15 protein-coding genes are annotated in these 16,309 nt (G+C 61.9%); 2 read left to right on the top strand and 13 right to left on the bottom strand.

The window, feature by feature from the left end; genetic code table 11:
- Positions 1 to 13: 13 nt before the first annotated feature.
- The 5 genes from BMZ91_RS10025 to BMZ91_RS10005 all read right to left on the bottom strand — a co-directional run bounded on the left by BMZ91_RS10025 (position 14) and on the right by BMZ91_RS10005 (position 4,507).
- Complete coding sequence (locus tag BMZ91_RS10025) at positions 14 to 1,291, bottom strand: DEAD/DEAH box helicase (protein ID WP_092838251.1); 1,278 nt, start codon at positions 1,289 to 1,291, stop codon at positions 14 to 16.
- Between the two features lie 303 nt (positions 1,292 to 1,594).
- Positions 1,595 to 2,560, bottom strand: a complete 966-nt coding sequence (locus BMZ91_RS10020; RefSeq protein WP_092838248.1) for a DUF3179 domain-containing protein — start codon at positions 2,558 to 2,560, stop codon at positions 1,595 to 1,597.
- 91 nt (positions 2,561 to 2,651) lie between these two features.
- On the bottom strand, positions 2,652 to 3,458 hold the full coding sequence (locus tag BMZ91_RS10015; protein ID WP_092837965.1) for a DUF4336 domain-containing protein: 807 nt from the start codon (positions 3,456 to 3,458) through the stop codon (positions 2,652 to 2,654).
- 4 nt (positions 3,459 to 3,462) lie between these two features.
- The gene (locus BMZ91_RS10010; protein ID WP_092837961.1) at positions 3,463 to 4,008 is read right to left on the bottom strand and encodes a peptidylprolyl isomerase; all 546 of its coding nucleotides are present in this window, start codon (positions 4,006 to 4,008) and stop codon (positions 3,463 to 3,465) included.
- Entirely contained in the window at positions 4,001 to 4,507 is a 507-nt protein-coding gene (locus BMZ91_RS10005; protein ID WP_092837958.1) for a peptidylprolyl isomerase, read from the bottom strand. The genes BMZ91_RS10010 and BMZ91_RS10005 overlap by 8 nt, the downstream gene beginning before the upstream one ends.
- Positions 4,508 to 4,635: 128 nt before the next feature.
- On the opposite strand from BMZ91_RS10005, the gene BMZ91_RS10000 reads away from it, so the two are divergent.
- Positions 4,636 to 5,820 (top strand): phosphoglycerate kinase, encoded by a 1,185-nt coding sequence (locus BMZ91_RS10000; protein WP_092837955.1) that lies wholly within the window; start codon positions 4,636 to 4,638, stop codon positions 5,818 to 5,820.
- 95 nt (positions 5,821 to 5,915) lie between these two features.
- Complete coding sequence (locus BMZ91_RS09995) at positions 5,916 to 6,809, top strand: fructose bisphosphate aldolase (RefSeq protein WP_092837952.1); 894 nt, start codon at positions 5,916 to 5,918, stop codon at positions 6,807 to 6,809.
- Between the two features lie 186 nt (positions 6,810 to 6,995).
- On the opposite strand, the gene BMZ91_RS09990 is transcribed toward BMZ91_RS09995, so the two are convergent.
- From BMZ91_RS09990 to rseP, 8 genes are all read right to left on the bottom strand, one after another.
- Positions 6,996 to 7,835: an ATP-binding protein gene (locus tag BMZ91_RS09990; protein WP_092837949.1), complete on the bottom strand. Its 840-nt coding sequence runs from the start codon at positions 7,833 to 7,835 to the stop codon at positions 6,996 to 6,998.
- On the bottom strand, positions 7,836 to 8,753 hold the full coding sequence (tatC, locus tag BMZ91_RS09985) for a twin-arginine translocase subunit TatC (RefSeq protein ID WP_092837946.1): 918 nt from the start codon (positions 8,751 to 8,753) through the stop codon (positions 7,836 to 7,838).
- Positions 8,750 to 9,280, bottom strand: coding sequence for a Sec-independent protein translocase protein TatB (tatB, locus tag BMZ91_RS21955; protein WP_092837943.1), 531 nt, complete (start codon positions 9,278 to 9,280; stop codon positions 8,750 to 8,752). Before tatB ends, tatC begins: the two co-directional genes overlap by 4 nt.
- Before the next feature lie 7 nt (positions 9,281 to 9,287).
- On the bottom strand, positions 9,288 to 9,512 hold the full coding sequence (locus tag BMZ91_RS09975; protein WP_092837940.1) for a twin-arginine translocase TatA/TatE family subunit: 225 nt from the start codon (positions 9,510 to 9,512) through the stop codon (positions 9,288 to 9,290).
- Positions 9,513 to 9,755: 243 nt separating this feature from the next.
- Positions 9,756 to 10,883: a peptide chain release factor 2 gene (gene prfB, locus BMZ91_RS09970; protein ID WP_092837937.1), complete on the bottom strand. Its 1,128-nt coding sequence runs from the start codon at positions 10,881 to 10,883 to the stop codon at positions 9,756 to 9,758.
- Positions 10,884 to 10,980: 97 nt separating this feature from the next.
- Positions 10,981 to 13,503 carry a penicillin-binding protein 1A gene (locus BMZ91_RS09965; protein ID WP_092838245.1) on the bottom strand — a complete coding sequence of 841 codons (2,523 nt, stop codon included), beginning with the start codon at positions 13,501 to 13,503 and terminating at the stop codon, positions 10,981 to 10,983.
- Between the two features lie 97 nt (positions 13,504 to 13,600).
- Entirely contained in the window at positions 13,601 to 14,827 is a 1,227-nt protein-coding gene (locus BMZ91_RS09960) for an N-acetylmuramoyl-L-alanine amidase (protein WP_092837934.1), read from the bottom strand.
- Positions 14,828 to 14,956: 129 nt separating this feature from the next.
- Positions 14,957 to 16,300 carry an RIP metalloprotease RseP gene (rseP, locus tag BMZ91_RS09955; RefSeq protein ID WP_092837931.1) on the bottom strand — a complete coding sequence of 448 codons (1,344 nt, stop codon included), beginning with the start codon at positions 16,298 to 16,300 and terminating at the stop codon, positions 14,957 to 14,959.
- Positions 16,301 to 16,309: the final 9 nt, after the last annotated feature.

The raw sequence follows: 16,309 nt of genomic DNA, 5'->3' as shown, positions 1-16,309 counted from the left end.
GCCGTTTGAGTGTTCAGGCCGCGTTGGCGCGCGGGCCACCGCCGGGCTTGCCGCGACGGCGATTGCCGCCGGGTTTTCCCTGCCCCATACCGGGCTTGCCGCCACCACCGCCGCCACTGCGACGACGCGGGCCACCCCGGCCAGAGGGTTGTTTCTTGGCCTTGGGATCCGGCAGGCCCTCCCACGGGCGACCAGAGGCAACCGGGATCGAGATCCCCATAACCTTTTGAATATCCTTCAATTCGCCCATTTCATCGGGGGCGCAAAAGGCAATCGCACAGCCATCGCGACCGGCACGTGCCGTCCGCCCGATGCGGTGGATATAGTTATCCGGCACATTCGGAAGCTCGAAGTTATAGACGTGCTTGACGTCCGGGATATCAAGCCCGCGCGCCGCCACATCGGTGGCGACAAGCACTTTGACCTGACCATCGCGGAACGCTTTCAACGCCCGATCCCGCTGGCCCTGGCTTTTGTTGCCATGGATCGCGGCAACCTTGAATCCGGCCTGTTCAAGCTTGCGCGCAAGCTTGTCCGAGCCATGCTTGGTGCGCCCGAACACAAGCGCCAGCTCGTCCTTGTGCTTGCCCAGCATTTCGATCAGCAGATCGGGCTTGGCGGCTTTGGCAACAAAGTGAATCTCTTGCGTGATCTTGTCGGCGGCCTTGCCCGGCGGGCTGACCTGAACCCGCTTGGGGTGGGTGAGGTAGGTGCCGGCGATCTCTTCCATCTGCTTGGGCATGGTGGCCGAAAACAGCATGGTCTGACGCTCTGCCGGGATCAGGCTGGCGATCCGGCGCAGCGCGTGGATAAAGCCGAGATCAAGCATCTGATCGGCCTCGTCGAGCACCAGAAAGCGGGTCTCGTCAAGCCGCAGCGCGCGGCGATCCAACAGGTCAAGCAGACGACCGGGTGTGGCCACAAGAATATCGGTGCCGCGATCAAGCCGCTTGATCTGGGCGTTGATCGAAGTGCCGCCAACCACGACACCGATCTTGATCGGCGTGTCCTTGACCAGCGGGAAAAGCGAATCGCGGATTTGACCGGCCAATTCACGGGTCGGCGCAAGGATCAGGCTGCGCACGGATTTAGGCGCGGGTTTTCCGGGCATTTCAATAAGCTGCGCCAGCAACGGCAGACCAAAGGCGGCGGTTTTGCCGGTGCCTGTCTGGGCCAGCCCCATCACGTCAAAGCCATTGAGGGCATGCGGGATGGCGTGGGTCTGGATCGGTGTCGGCTCGGTGATGCCCATGGCGCCAAGTTTGCGCACAAGCTCGGTCGGCAGACCCATTTCCTGAAAAAGGTTCAATTCATATCCTTTCGGGCCCGGGCAAATGCCGCAGACCGTGACGGACAGGCCCCATGGCCGCCCGCTATCGTGGTTGCGCCTGCACCAAAGCCCAAGGCCGATTGCCCCGCTGCCCAGCAGACGTTTGACCCCACGCGTGATTTTGGGATTAATCCGCGACATTTCATTACTAGGCGGCCAATTTTTGGCGGCACTGCTCACGCGGCAGGAAATGTCGGTTGACTGGCATATGAGGGTGCGGCGCCTCAAAGTCAAGCTTAGCGTTCAAATAGGGTGGTCAGGAGATCAGCGGATCATCCAGCGGCCCTTGGGCCAAAAGGCGTGAAAGGCAAAGGCGAACATCACGTCATGCGCCAGATCGCGCCCCTGCCCGTCGCGCACCCGCACCGTGCCCACATCGCGCCCCTTGGCGATGGTCGCGTGATCAAGCGCCGAGGCCTGGCCCTTTTCCCAGGTGATGTTAACCCCCGCCTCGCGCACACCGCCCTCGGCGCGAATACGCGTCAGCGGCCAGGCCCGGTCACCGACCCGCACCACCCGTTCAAGCGGCGGGATGCCATGTGGCGGGTTTCCCCCGGTATAGAGAAACGGCCGCGACGAGCTGTCATACCCGGCATAGGGATTGCGCCCATAGCTTCGATTATAATCGGGCTCGTCCATCACAAGGCCCTGCGGATTGCGCGATTTGAACTGGGCAAAACTTTCCATCCAGCTTGGCAACGCCTTGAGCCTGGTACCGGTCAGATCGCCGACAATCGCCTCGCCGATCGCCTGCTGCCACCAGCTCTGGGTTTCGCGGTCAAACATCACCATGTCCGAATTGCGCAGCTTGCCCGAAACCCCGAAGGTCAGCGTACCACGCGCAATGCGCCGGTCAAAGGTGATGCCGGAATTGCACAGCGGGCAAAAGGTGACCGCAATCGGAATGCCGCCGATGCTGTCGTTGACGATCTCGTGCCATGTCAGATAGCGCAGCGGATAGGCGCGCGGGGTGGCACCGTTGATCTCGACCGTGATCACCGGCTCCGTGCCGGAAATCCGCCGCTCGGATTTGACCTTGCGGAATTCCGGTTTGCTCAGCGCCGGGATGCCATCCTTGGGCGGTCCACCGGACATGATTTCGTCCCAGTTGTTGACGCTGGTCTTGTTGAAATTCGTATCAGGCCATTCATTGCGCCAGAAACCGGGGTCGGCATGGGCCAGCCCGGCGATCAGGAAAAGCGTGCTCAGCAGCGACAGTAAACGGGTCATCGGCATCCTCCCTTGAATGCACAGATGATGCCGAGGATCGCCTGACCTGCCTAGCCCCACCCACGCGAATGTGACGCAGAGCGATCAGGGATTAGCCGCGCCCGGCCTCATCACGCGCCTTGCGCTTTTTGGCGTCGCCAAGAATGCGATCCCACTTGCGCACCCGCAAAAGCTTGCGAAAGGCGCGCTCAAGCTCGCCCACGCCGTCGCGCATATAGCACCGCCCATGCGCCAGCACGATCCGCTCGGGCGCCCAGCCGATCATCGCCTCGACGCTATCGGCCATCGCCTCTTTGTCGCGAAAGCTCCAGCGCAGGAAGGGCGGCGTTTTGCCATCGGTATCATCAATCCCGTTCAGCCAGGCAAAGGGGCGAAACCGGGCGGGTAATTTGGCGGTCTCGATATTCACGATCAGGTCGGTCAGGATAAGCGTCCGGCTCGCCTTGTGGAAAAACACGGCCTCGCGGTGGGTCTTGCTGCCCGCCACGATCAATTGCTCAAGCTGGCCTTTCCACGGCGCCTCGGCACGATCCGGCTTTAGCCGCCGTTCGATTCGAAGCGTGACACCCTTTTTCGCCGCCCGCTCCACCACACCGGGCGCGGCCCAGGTTCTGGCGCGCGGATAGACCGCCTGCCAGTCGGTGAGATGTGTGTAATGCGCAGCGTTCGGCGCAATCAGATGCGCGACCCGGCCAAGCGCATCCAGCTCTGCGCGCAACTCCTCGGTCATCTGCGTCGGGGAATGCACCAACAGATCGCCGTTTTCCAGCCGCACAATCGTGGCGCGGGTGGAAAACGGAAACCCGTAGACCTTGATCGCAGGCCCATCAACAATCCAGACCCCCTCGGCCAAAGGCTTGAGGGTATTGAGTGGCTCGTATCCGGTCGCCTGCGTCACGCGATCATTCGATCACGGTGACCTTTTTCATCACGTCGGGGCGCCCGATAACGGCCCCGTTGGGACCATTGCCGCGCTTGATCGCATCAACCACATCCATCCCGTCGGTGACCTCACCGACGATGGTGTACTGACCGTTCAGAAACTCGCCCGGCGCGAACATGATGAAAAACTGGCTGTTGGCACTGTCGGGGTTCTGTGCCCGCGCCATGCCGACCACGCCGCGCAGGAACCGCTCTTTCGAGAATTCGGCCTTGAGGTCGGGCCGGTCGCTGGCACCGGTGCCCGCGCGGGACATATCGCCGCCGATCTTGCCAAATTGCACGTCGCCGGTCTGGGCCATGAAACCCTCGATCACGCGGTGAAACACCACCCCGTCATAGGCGCCATCGGCCGCCAGTGCGGTGATTTGTTCGACATGGCCGGGGGCCAGATCCTCGCGCAGGTCGACGGTAATGGTGCCGTTGGCCTCGCCTTCGACCTCAATCTGCAAGCCGGACGCAAACGCAGGCCCGGCCAGCAGCGACAGAATGAACGCCAGCTTACGCATCAGAGGCCACCTTTACGCTGATCATCCGGTCCGGGTTCGCAGGCGGCTCGCCGCGCGCGATCTTATCCACATGCTCCATCCCCGAAAGCACCCGGCCATAGACCGTATACTGCCCGTTCAGGAAACTGTTGTCCTTGAAATTGATGAAAAACTGCGAATTGGCGCTATCGGGGTTCTGGCTGCGCGCCGCGCCAATGGTGCCGCGATCATGCGGGATGCGGCCAAATTCAGCCTTGAGATTGGGCAGGTCGCTTGCGCCGGTGCCGGCCATGCGCGGGTTATAGTCTTTTTCCATATTGGCATGCTGCACATCGCCGGTCTGGGCCATGAAGCCGTCAATCACCCGGTGAAAGGCGACATTGTCATAGTGGCCACCACGCGCCAGCTCTTTCATCCGCTCGCAATGACCGGGGGCGATATCGGTCAAAAGCTCGATCGCGACGGTGCCATCCTTGAGTTCGATCAGAATGGTGTTCTCGGGGTCTTTAATCTCGGCCATCGGGCCCTCCTTGCAGATAACTTTCCCCGAATACCTAGGCGCTTCCGGCGCGATTGCCAAGCGCAGAGGTTGACGCCTGCGGGCCTGCGCGCCAATAGAGACCCAAAGAAACGAAGGAGCCTCGTGCCATGAGCTGGAAAACCCTTGATGACATGGATCTGAGCGGCAAACGCGTGCTGGTGCGGGTCGATATCAACGTGCCGGTGGAAAACGGCCATGTGAGCGATGCAACCCGGATCGAGCGGATCGTGCCCACCGTCAAGGATATCCTCGCCAAGGGCGGCAAACCGATCCTGCTGGCGCATTTCGGTCGCCCCAAGGGCAAGGTGGTACTCGATATGTCGCTGCGCGTCACCCTGCCCGCGCTTGAGGCCGCTTTGGGGCGCAAGGTACGCCTGATCGAAACCCTTGAAGGCGCCGAGAACCTCACCGACGAAGCCCTCGCCTCCGAGGTGCTCTTGCTGGAAAACATCCGCTTTCATCCCGGCGAAGAAACCAATGATCCCGACTTTGCCACCCGCCTGGCGCAGCTCGGCGATGTTTATTGCAACGATGCGTTTTCCGCCGCCCACCGCGCCCATGCCTCGACCACCGGGATTGCGCGCCACCTGCCGTCTTGTGCCGGGCGGTTGATGCAGGCCGAATTACAGGCGCTTGACGCCGCCCTTGGCACCCCAAAGCGCCCGGTCATGGCCGTGGTCGGCGGCGCCAAGGTCTCGACCAAACTCGACCTGCTCGGCAATCTGGTAAGCAAGGTCGATTGCCTCGTGATCGGCGGCGGCATGGCCAATACCTTCCTGGCGGCCATCGGGCTGAATGTCGGCAAGTCGCTTTGCGAACACGACATGGCCGACACCGCCCGCGAGATCATGATCAAGGCCGGCGCGGCGGGCTGTGAAATCCTCTTGCCTGCCGATGTGGTGGTGGCACGCGACTTTGCCGCCGGTGCGCCGCATGAGGTGGTCGGCGCCCATGCCTGCCCGCAAGGTGCCATGATCCTTGACGCGGGCCCGCAAGCCGTGGCGCGCATCATCACCGCGCTCGACAATGCCAAGACGCTGATCTGGAACGGCCCCCTCGGCGCCTTTGAGATCGAGCCGTTCGATGCCGCCACCAACGCCGCCGCGCGCCACGCCGCAAGCCTGAGCCGCGAGGGCAAACTGATCTCGGTCGCAGGCGGCGGCGATACGGTTGCGGCCCTCAACAAGGCCGGTGCAGCGGATGATTTCACCTATATCTCGACCGCCGGTGGCGCCTTCCTGGAATGGATGGAAGGCAAGGACCTGCCCGGCGTCGCCGCCCTCAAGGCCTGAGCCGCGCCTTCTGTTAGCGCGACCATCATTGCACCCCAGCCACCACTCACCTAGAAACGCCAGCAAATGTGACATCATCAAGCGGGACCCCGGACATGACGAAAACCAGCCAGACAGACAAGATTCGCAGCGGTCAGGGCTTTATCGCGGCCCTTGACCAATCGGGCGGCTCGACCCCCAAGGCGCTTGCCCTCTACGGGATCGAGGAAAGCGAATACGGCTCTGAGGCCGAGATGTTCGATCTGGTTCACGCCATGCGCGCGCGCATCGCCCAGGCCCCGGCATTCAACGGCGACAAGGTGCTTGGGGCGATCCTTTTCGAGATGACCATGGACCGCGAAATCGGCGGCAAACCCTCGGCGCAATTCCTCTGGCAAGAGCGCGGCGTCGTGCCCTTTCTCAAAGTCGACAAAGGGCTGGCCGAGGCGGAGGACGGCGTCAAGCTGATGAAACCGATGCCCGAGCTTGATGCCCTCCTGATACGGGCAAGCACCGCCGGAATCTTTGGCACCAAGATGCGCTCGGTGATTGATGCCGCCTCGCCTTCGGGGATCGAGGCCGTCGTCGCCCAGCAATTCGAGGTCGCCAAACAAATCCTCGGGCATGGCCTGATGCCGATCATCGAACCCGAGGTGACGATCTCGATCAAAGACAAGGCAGAGGCCGAAGCCCTGCTGCTGCGCGCATTGCTGACACATCTCGATGCCCTGCCCGATGATCAACAGGTGATGCTGAAACTTACCCTGCCCGAGAGCGCCAACTTCTACGCGCCTCTGGTCAAGCACCCGCGCGTTCTAAGCGTCGTGGCGCTGTCCGGCGGTTATAGCCGCGACGAGGCAAACACGCGCCTGGCGCAAAACACCGGCATCATCGCAAGCTTCAGCCGCGCGCTTACCGAAGGCCTCTCGGCCAAACAAAGCGATGCCGAGTTCAACGCCGCCCTCGCCGCAGCTATCGACGACATCCACCAGGCCTCGATCAGCGGCTAGGTCCTGCGCAACCCCAAAAGGGCGCCCCATCCGGCACCCTTTTTTCAGGCCAAGCGACCTGCATATTCTTCTGGCTCAAAATATCCTGGGGGTTTGGGGGCAACGCCCCCAAGGCCTGCGTGGCCCGAACGCAAAACGACCTGCGCGGCCCGAGGGCCGCCCTGTTTGTTTAAGCCGCAGAGGCCTCTAAACGGCAATGCCGCGCCGTCCGGCCAGATCGGTGAAATACTGCCAGGCCACCCGCCCCGAGCGCGCGCCGCGTGTTGCCTGCCACTCGATTGCCTCGGCGCGCAGGCTGGCGTCGTCGATCTCAACCCCATGCGCATCGCAATAGCCCCGGATCATCGCCAGATACTGGTCCTGATCACAGGCATGAAACCCAAGCCAAAGCCCGAAGCGATCCGACAGCGACACCTTTTCCTCGACCGCCTCGGAGGGGTTGATGCCAGACGAGCGCTCATTTTCGATCATGTCACGCGGCATAAGGTGGCGCCGGTTCGAGGTGGCGTAAAACACCACATTCTCCGGCCGCCCCTCGATCCCGCCGTCCAGCACCGCCTTGAGGGATTTGTAATGCTGGTCGTCATGGCTGAACGACAGGTCATCGCAAAACAGCACAAAGCGCTGATCGCTCTCGCGCAGAAGCGTCAGAAGACGGTTGACCGATGGAAGATCCTCGCGCTGCAACTCGACGATCTTAAGGTCAAGCCCCGCGTCCAGCACGGCCGCATGCACCGCCTTCACCAGGCTTGATTTGCCCATCCCGCGCGCGCCCCACAGCAGCGCGTTATTGGCCGGCAGGCCACGGGCGAACTGAAGCGTGTTCTCAAGCAATGTGTCGCGCGCACGATCCACCCCGACCAGAAGCTGCATCTCGACCCGGTTGACCCGTGGCACCGCCACAAGACGATCAGGGCTGACATGCCAGACAAAGGCGTCGGCGCGCGCAAAATCGGGGGCCTCCATCGGCGCCGGGCTGATACGTTCCAGCGCGGCGGCAATACGTTCCATCGGGTCGGTGGTCATTCAGCTTTTACCTTTGTCGTCCTCATCCCCGGCGATCACATCGGCCAGCGGATCATCAAGGTCAAAATCGTCATCCTCGTCCTCATCGTCGTCCACCCAGAGGCCCTGCGCGCGCAACTCGGCTTCGCGCTTGCGTTCGACACGTCCAACAAGCTGGATCGAGATCTCGTAAAGACCGTAGACAACAACAAACAGGATCACCTGGGTCACAACATCCGGCGGGGTCACAAGCGCGGCGAGCACCAGGATCGCAATCACAGCATATTTGCGCACGCTGCGCAGCCCGCCGGCACTGACCAGCCCGGCCTTGCCCATCAGCGTCAGCAGAACGGGAAGCTGAAAGCACATGCCAAAGGCAACGATGAATTTGATCGTCAGGTTAAGATATTCCTGGGCCGAGCCCTGAAACACAACCGAAAGAGGCGCGGCGCCCTTGACGCCTTCGACCGCCTCGCCCTCGCCGCCAAATTGTTGGAAGCCAAGGAAAAAGTCATAGGCCAGCGGTGTGACCACATAAAACGCAAAAGCCGCCCCAAGAAAGAACATGAAGGGCGAGGCCACCAGAAACGGCAAAAACGCGCCTTTCTCGGATTTATAAAGCCCCGGCGCCACGAACCGCCACATCTGGTTGGCGATATAGGGAAACGCCAGAATAAACCCGCCCAGAAGCGAAACCTTGATGGCAACAAAAAAACCCTCTTGCGGGCTGATGAAGATCAGGTCGCAGTCCTGTCCGCGCTCGGCCAGAACCGAACAGAGCGGCGCGGTCAGGAAATTGAAGATCGGCGTCGCCACGGTAAAGCAGATCACCATGCCGATGATGAAGGCCACGACCGAATGGATCAGTCGCGTGCGCAACTCCGCCAGATGTTCAATCAGCGGGGCCGAACTCTCTTCGATATCATTGCTGGCGCTCATGCCTTATCCCCGGCATTCTGTTTCTGGCTCGCTTTGGCTTTCGGCGCGGGTTTGGCCTTGGGTGCGGCCTTTGGCTTGGGCTTTGTTTTGGGCGCGGGTTTGGCTTTCGGCTTTGGCTTGGCGGCCTCGGGCTTTGCGGTTTCCGCTTCTGCCTCGGCGGCCTGGCGGCTGCTGGCCATCTCGGCGGCTTTGTCGCGGATTTTGTCGGCCTGCGACTGACGCTCTTCGCTCAGCACCGGTTTGGCGCTGTCTTTCAGATCGCGGGTCACGCTGTCGGTGGTCTTTTTCACCTCATCCATCGCGCTTTTCATCGGATTGGCCGCCTTGCGCAGCGTTTCCTTGATGTCATCCACCCCAGAGCCTTCGGCGGCATCATTCATGGCAGAGCTGAATTCGCGGGCCATGCCCTTGGCCTTGCCGATGAACTTCCCGACAGCACGAAACATGCCCGGCAGGTCTTTCGGGCCCACGACGATCAACGCCACGATGCCTATCAGCAGCAGCTCGGTCCAGCCCAGGTCGAACATATGGGGTTCAGACCTTGTCTTTTTTGTCGGCCGGCGTCACGTCGCGCGCGGTTTCGACCGAATCTTTGTCGTCGTCTTCAAGCTCTTTGGTGCCCTCGGAGACGCCCTTTTTGAACGAGGTGATGCCCTTGCCCACTTCGCCCATCAGCGACGAAATCTTGCCGCGCCCGAAAAGCACCAGCACCACAACGGCGATCAAAAGAAGGCCGGGAAGGCCAATATTGTTCAGCATGTCTATCTCTCCCTGTCGCGGGGGCAGGTTGACGCCCCCGGCAATATCACTGGTTTTATCTAGTCGTTCAACGCGCCGGTTGGAAGCACCAAAGCGCCAAAACCCATGGAATTTTCATATCTATGCCCACAGCCAGACCATAGCCACGCGCCACGTGCAACCGCGTGATTTGGCGAGGGGGCAAAAGAATGCGTCCGGCGCCGGTGCCTTGACGCATCACGACACACCCTTTGCGGGAAAACCCTAGCCCTCGCCCTGCGCCTCGGCACGCGATTTGCCGCTGACATCCATCGCAAGCGTTGCGGCCATGAACTGATCGAGATCGCCATCCAGCACGCCCTTGGTGTCAGAGGTTTCGACGTTGGTGCGCAGATCCTTGACCATCTGGTAGGGCTGAAGCACGTAAGACCGGATCTGGCTGCCCCAACCGGCATCGCCCTTGGCGTCATGGGCGGCGTTGATGGCGGCATTGCGACGGTCAAGCTCCATCTGATAAAGCCGCGATTTCAGGGCTTTCATCGCGATATCGCGGTTCTGGTGCTGGGATTTTTCCGAACTGGTCACCACGATGCCGGTGGGATGGTGGGTGATCCGCACCGCCGAGTCGGTGGTGTTCACGTGCTGACCGCCCGCGCCCGAACTGCGATAGGTGTCAATCCGGATATCGGCCGGGTTCACCTCGATCTCGATATTGTCGTCAACCACCGGATAAACCCAGACCGAGCAGAATGACGTATGCCGCTTGGCCGCCGAATCAAACGGCGAAATCCGCACGAGGCGATGCACGCCCGATTCCGATTTCAGCCAGCCATAGGCATTATGCCCGCTGATCTTGTAGGCGGCCGATTTGATGCCCGCCTCGTCGCCGGCACTTTCGGATTGAAGCTCGACCGTATAGCCGCGCTTTTCGGCCCACCGCACATACATCCGCGCCAGCATCGAGGCCCAGTCACACGACTCGGTGCCCCCGGCCCCGGCGTTGATCTCAAGAAAGGTGTCATTGGCATCCGCCTCGCCATCAAGCAGCGCCTCAAGCTCTTTGGCGGCGGCGCGCCTGGCCAGTACCTTGAGCGCCGATTCGGCCTCGCTGATGACTTCGGCGTCATCTTCCATCTCGCCAAGTTCGATCAACCCGGTGTTATCGGCCAGTTCCTGGCTTATCTCGTCATGGGTCGCCAGAGCATCGACAAGCGCCTGACGCTCGCGCATCAGCTTTTGCGCCTTGGCCGGATCATCCCAAAGCGTCGGGTCCTCGACCCGCGCATTGAATTCCTCAAGCCGGTGCTGGACGGTTTCCCAGCCCATCCGCTGGCGCAACAGCTCCAGCGACTTTTCGATCTCGGACACAATGTTCTGGGTTTCCGCGCGCATTTGGGCTTCCTTGGCTGATCAGATGCGGGTGATAGCGCAGCACGCAGCGCCGGGCAAGATCAGCCGCCCCTTTGCGCGTCGCAATCAACCGGTCGCGTCAATAAAGCCCGCCCGAACTCATCGAGCCGAAGCTGGCCTTGCCACCGACCTTGGCCTTTTCCCCGGTCGAGGTCGTGACCTCTTGCACGGCTTCCCCCGATCCCGAGGTGAACAGATCAAGATCATTGCCCATGGCAAAGCCGCCATCGAACATCATGCCAAAGACCGGCTCTTCGCCATCGCGGAAATATTCCGCCACCACATAAGCGCCCGAGGCATCGTCCGACAGGCGCGCGCCGGTAAAGCGGTCGATCTTGAGGAAATGCCCGCCAGGGGGCACCTGAAACGGCCCGCCGCCGTATTTCTTGACCGCTTCGGCCATGAACTCCTGAAACACCGGACCACAAAGCGATGCGCCATAAGCCCCCCGGCCTAGGCCGCGCGGCTGATCATGGCCGATATAACAGCCGGCCGCGATATTGCTGGTGAAGCCCACGAACCAGACGTCGCGCGCGTCATTGGTGGTCCCGGTCTTGCCCGCCACTGGCACCGGCAGGTTGATCGCGCCAGACGCCGTGCCGCGATCGACAACGCCCTTCATCATCGAGGTAAGCTGATAGGCGGTGATCGCATCCATCACCCGCTCACGGTCCGACAGGATGCGCGGGCCGCGATTGTCGGGCAGCGTCGGATCATCGCAATCGACACAGTCGCGTTCGTCATGGCGATAGATCGTCTTGCCATAGCGATCCTGAACCCGGTCCACCAGAGTCGGGCGTACCCTCTCGCCGCCATTGGCAAACATCGAATAGGCCGCCACCATATTGTAAAGGGTGGTTTCTTCCGAGCCCAGAGAGTTGGCCAGAAACTGGCCCATATCGTCATAAACACCAAAGCGTTCGGCATAATCCGCAACCACGTCCATGCCCACCTCTTGCGCCAAGCGGATGGTCATCAGGTTGCGCGATTGCTCGATCCCGGTGCGCAACGGGGTGGGCCCATAAAACTTGTTGGATGAGTTGCGCGGCCGCCAGAGCCCTTGCGGCGTGTCAATCTCGATCGGGGCGTCGATCACGATCGTCGCCGGGCTATAGCCACTGTCGAGAGCGGCGGCATAAACAAAGGGCTTGAAGCTTGATCCCGGCTGGCGCATCGCCTGCGTGGCGCGGTTGAACACCGAAGTCTGATAGGAAAACCCGCCCTGCATCGCCAGAACGCGGCCGGTATTCACATCCATCGCCATAAAGCCGCCCTGTACCTCGGACACCTGTCGTAGGGTCCAGCGGATAAAGGCGCCGGTGTCGTCGTCGGTCATCCGGCGCACATGCACCACATCGCCGCGCTTGAAGGTCGTTTTGAAATCCCCCGGAAGCCAGGCAATATCCTTGCGCGGCACGATCTGCGGTTCGGCCTCGGTCTCGGGCACGCCCTCGATGCCGATCCGCATCTGCTGATCGCCGGTTTCAAGAACCACCGCCGGATACCATTGGCCACCCTGATCAATGTCACGCGCCACCGCGAGTGACCCAAGCGCCTCGCGCCACTTGGCCTCACTCTCAAGCGCCTCTTCCGGCAGGCTAAGGCCGGTGCCACGCCACCTGCCCCGCCCGCGATCATAGCTCTCAAGTTGGCGCCGCAGCGCCTGCGCCGCGCGCAGCTGCATTTCAGGGTCGATCGTGGCGCGCACGCTCAGTCCGCCGGTGAAAAACTCGCCTTCGCCAAAGTCCTGGCTGAGCTGGCGGCGGATTTCGTCGGTGAAGTAATCGCGCGGCGGCAAGTCGCCCGAGAAGGGTTCAAAATCGCCGTTCTGCACAGTGCGCAGGGGCGCGGCCACCTCGGTCTTGTAAACCTCATCCGAGATATAGCCGTTTTCGGCCATCTCGCGCAGAACGAAATTGCGCCGCTGCAACAGCCGCTCTTTCTCGCGCACCGGGTGGTAATCGCTCGGGGCCTTGGGCATAGAGGCAATCGTCGCCGCCTCATGCGGGGAGAGTTCACCAAGCGTCTTGTTGAAATAGGTCTGCGCCGCCGCCGCCACGCCATAGCTGTTCTGGCCAAGGAAAATCTCGTTGAGATAAAGCTCAAGGATCTTCTCCTTGCTCAGGGTTTCCTCGATCCGGGTGGCAAGGATGATTTCCTTGATCTTGCGCTCAAGTCGACGATCGCCTGACAAAAGAAAGTTCTTCATAACCTGTTGGGTGATGGTCGACGCGCCGCGCACCGTGCGCCCGCGCGTGCGCACCGCCTCGACCATTGCCGCCGCGATCCCGCGCGCATCATAGCCGCCATGGGTGTAGAAATTCTTGTCCTCGGCGCTGATGAAGGCCTGTTTGATCAGATCAGGAATATCCTCGGCCGGGGTGAACAGGCGACGCTCGTGGGCAAACTCGTCAATGATGCGCCCCTCGCCCGAATAAATCCGGCTGATCGTTGGCGGAGTGTAATTGGCCAGCGATTCATGGCTCGGCAGATCATTGCCATAGATGTGGAAAATCGCGCCGATGCTAAGAGCCACGACCATGACCGCAAGCGTCAGCAGGCTGAAAATCGTTCCGAAAAGGCTTAGAATCGCACGCAGCACCGCGGCCCCCGCATATTGGTTGCGCTCCATATAGGCACCCTGTGCGCGCGGGTCAAAAGGGAATACTCCCGCCGTTGCGCCAATTTTCGCTTGGTGCTCACTGCCGCACCAGCCCGGCACGTGCGCCGTCTTCACGCCGCCAGACCAGCATCGCATCGCGCAGCGCCCCCGCCATCCGCGCCCGCCAGGCCGGATCGCGCAGGTTTTCAAGATCGCGCGCACTGGATAAAAACCCAAGCTCCAACAGCACCGACGGAATATCCGGCGCCTTGAGCACCGAGAACCCCGCATGCCGCAGGGGCCGCGACAATAGCGGCAGATCCTGCGCCTTGAGTGTGGTCAGCACCGTCTTTGCAAGGCGTTCGGCACGCGGTTGGGTTTCCTGTCGCGCAAGGTCAATCAGGATATCGGCCACCACATCATCCTTGCCACTCAGATCGACACCGGCAAGGATATCGGCACGGTTGTGACGCTCGGCCAGGGCCGCGCTTGCCTCATCCGATGCGCTCTCCGACAGCGTATAGACCGACGCCCCGCGTGCGCGTGCGCCTGACAAGGCATCGGCATGCAGCGATAAAAACACATCCGCCCGCCCCTGATGCGCAAGCGCGACGCGCCGCTCAAGCGGCACGAATTCATCCGCGTCGCGGGTCAGAACCACGTCAAACCGCCCATCCCGCAACAAAACCTCTTTCAGTTCCAGCGCGAATTGAAGCATCAGGTCTTTTTCCGTGACCCCGCCAAACTGCGCGCCGGGGTCAATCCCGCCGTGCCCCGGATCAAGCACCACGAACAGCGGCCCCTCGCCGGGCACACGCCGCTCAGGCGCCACAAGCGCGCCCTCGGGGTTGGGCAAATCCCAGCCCGGCAAATCCGGCGTCCCGGCACGGGCGGCAAAGGCCTCGGCATCGGGCGCGCCAAGAACCACCCGCAAGTTGCCCGCGCCGGTCACCCGGTCCACCTCAAGCCCCGCCGATCCAAGAACATGCGGCCCCGCCAGATCAACCACCATGCGCGACCAGCCGGGCCTGATCTGGCCAAGCCGCACCGCGGTGGCCCGCTCGGCGCGCGCAAACGCCGCGCCACTCACCCCCTGCCAGTCGATTTCGCGAAAATCCAGCACCAGCCGGGCTGGCTCGTCCAGCGTGAACACCCGGTAAGGCACACCCTGACTGAGGGTCAGACGCAATTCCAGGCCCCGGCGCGTATCGGTAAGCGTGCTTGCCTCGGGATCAATCCGCGCCAGGGCGCTAAACCCCTGCTGCTGCGCGTGCACTCCCGGCGCCATGCACAGCATCACCACGATCACAAACCATTTTGCCATTGCTCTGCCCATTCGCCGGTCCCGGTCTTTTATTGCCCCCGGTATACCAGAGCCGAGGCCTCAAAACAGCCCCGCTCTTTCATCTTTCCCTAAATACTCACTGCGCCGCGCCTGCCCCGCGCGATGCCGTCAGGGGCAAAAGATATCGTTGAACAGCGCAAATAGCATCAACCCAAGCACAAGCGTCAGACCGATGGTCATGAACACCCGCAGCGCCTTGTCACTGGGCGGGCGCCCCGAGACGGCCTCGTAGGCATAAAACACCAGATGCCCGCCATCGAGCACCGGCACCGGAAACAGGTTCAACAGACCGACAGCGGTTGAAAGCACCGCGATGAACCAGATAAAGCTTTCGGGGCCCTGGCTTGCCATCGCGCCCGAAACCTGAGCAATGCCGATGGGGCCGGACATGTTACAGCTGCTGATCGCGCCGGTGATCATGTGATAAAGCCCCGAGACCGAGCTTTGGATGATCCCGCCGGTCTGAGCCACCGCATTGCCCACCGCCTCGACCGGGCCAAGGGTTTCCTTGGCCGGCTCGAACGCCAGGCCACCGGCGATGCCGATCCGCCATTCGGTCCTGAAGCCGCCCTCGGGCTGCGGCTCATCCACGCGGCGCGGGGTTATGGCCACGTCGAACACCTCACCATCCGGACGCCAGAGTTGCAGGTCAAGCTCGGCTCCGTTCGAGCTTTCGACAACCTCTTTCAACTCGCCAAAGGCCACCACGGGCGTGCCGTTGATCGCGGTGATCACATCGCCCGGCAACATCTCCGAGGCATAGGCCGAGGATTGCGGCGCCAGGCCGCTGATCAATGGCGGCATAAGATGCGGGCCCTGCGCGGTCATGCGGCGGCCCTCGCGCTCGACCTCATAGTCAAGCAGGGCGCGCGTCGGCAATGCGTCGATAAGATCGTCAAAGCCCTCGCCGACCTCGGGCATCGCAATCCCTTCAATCGACAGAATCCGGTCGCCCTCTTCAAGGGTGATACCGGCCACCGGAAGCGGCTTGAGCGCGCCCACGGCCAGCGGATCGGCGGTTTTGCCCTGTGTCATCATGATCGCGGAAAACACCAGGATTGACAGGATGAAATTGAAGATCGGCCCCGCCGCCACCGTCGCCGCGCGTGCCCAGAGCGGCGCCCCGTGCATGGTCTGGCGCAGACGTTCGGGGGCCACGTTCGCCATTGCCTCGGCATCCTTGCCGCTGGCGGCATCCGCATCGCCAAGGAATTTCACGAACCCGCCGAACGGCAGCGCCGCCAATTGCCAGCGGGTGCCGTGCCGGTCCATACGCGAAAACAGCACCGGCCCAAACCCGAGTGAAAACACCTCGGCCTTGATCCCCGACCAGCGGCCAACGATGTAGTGGCCATATTCATGCACCGCCACGATCACCGAAAGAGCCACAACAAAGGCGACCAGGGTCATGAAAGCATTCCCGAATTGCGGCAGGAGGGTCAGAATATCCACGTGTAATCC

Origin of the sequence: Roseovarius lutimaris (assembly GCF_900115165.1) — a bacterium.
GTDB lineage: Bacteria > Pseudomonadota > Alphaproteobacteria > Rhodobacterales > Rhodobacteraceae > Roseovarius > Roseovarius lutimaris.
Note: the sequence above shows the minus strand (reverse complement) of the source record. Positions and strands in the feature narration are given on the sequence as shown.

Bases quoted from the DNA above. Each gene is read 5' to 3' on its own strand.
- BMZ91_RS10000 (WP_092837955.1), top strand. From the start codon at position 4,636: ATGAGCTGGAAAACCCTTGATGACATGGATCTGAGCGGCAAACGCGTG.
- BMZ91_RS09975 (WP_092837940.1), bottom strand. From the start codon at position 9,512: ATGCTGAACAATATTGGCCTTCCCGGCCTTCTTTTGATCGCCGTTGTG.
- BMZ91_RS10025 (WP_092838251.1), bottom strand. From the start codon at position 1,291: ATGGGTCTGCCGACCGAGCTTGTGCGCAAACTTGGCGCCATGGGCATC.
- prfB (WP_092837937.1), bottom strand. From the start codon at position 10,883: ATGCGCGCGGAAACCCAGAACATTGTGTCCGAGATCGAAAAGTCGCTG.
- BMZ91_RS09990 (WP_092837949.1), bottom strand. From the start codon at position 7,835: ATGACCACCGACCCGATGGAACGTATTGCCGCCGCGCTGGAACGTATC.
- tatC (WP_092837946.1), bottom strand. From the start codon at position 8,753: ATGAGCGCCAGCAATGATATCGAAGAGAGTTCGGCCCCGCTGATTGAA.
- tatB (WP_092837943.1), bottom strand. From the start codon at position 9,280: ATGTTCGACCTGGGCTGGACCGAGCTGCTGCTGATAGGCATCGTGGCG.
- BMZ91_RS09960 (WP_092837934.1), bottom strand. From the start codon at position 14,827: ATGGCAAAATGGTTTGTGATCGTGGTGATGCTGTGCATGGCGCCGGGA.
- BMZ91_RS10020 (WP_092838248.1), bottom strand. From the start codon at position 2,560: ATGACCCGTTTACTGTCGCTGCTGAGCACGCTTTTCCTGATCGCCGGG.
- BMZ91_RS09995 (WP_092837952.1), top strand. From the start codon at position 5,916: ATGACGAAAACCAGCCAGACAGACAAGATTCGCAGCGGTCAGGGCTTT.
- BMZ91_RS10010 (WP_092837961.1), bottom strand. From the start codon at position 4,008: ATGCGTAAGCTGGCGTTCATTCTGTCGCTGCTGGCCGGGCCTGCGTTT.
- BMZ91_RS10005 (WP_092837958.1), bottom strand. From the start codon at position 4,507: ATGGCCGAGATTAAAGACCCCGAGAACACCATTCTGATCGAACTCAAG.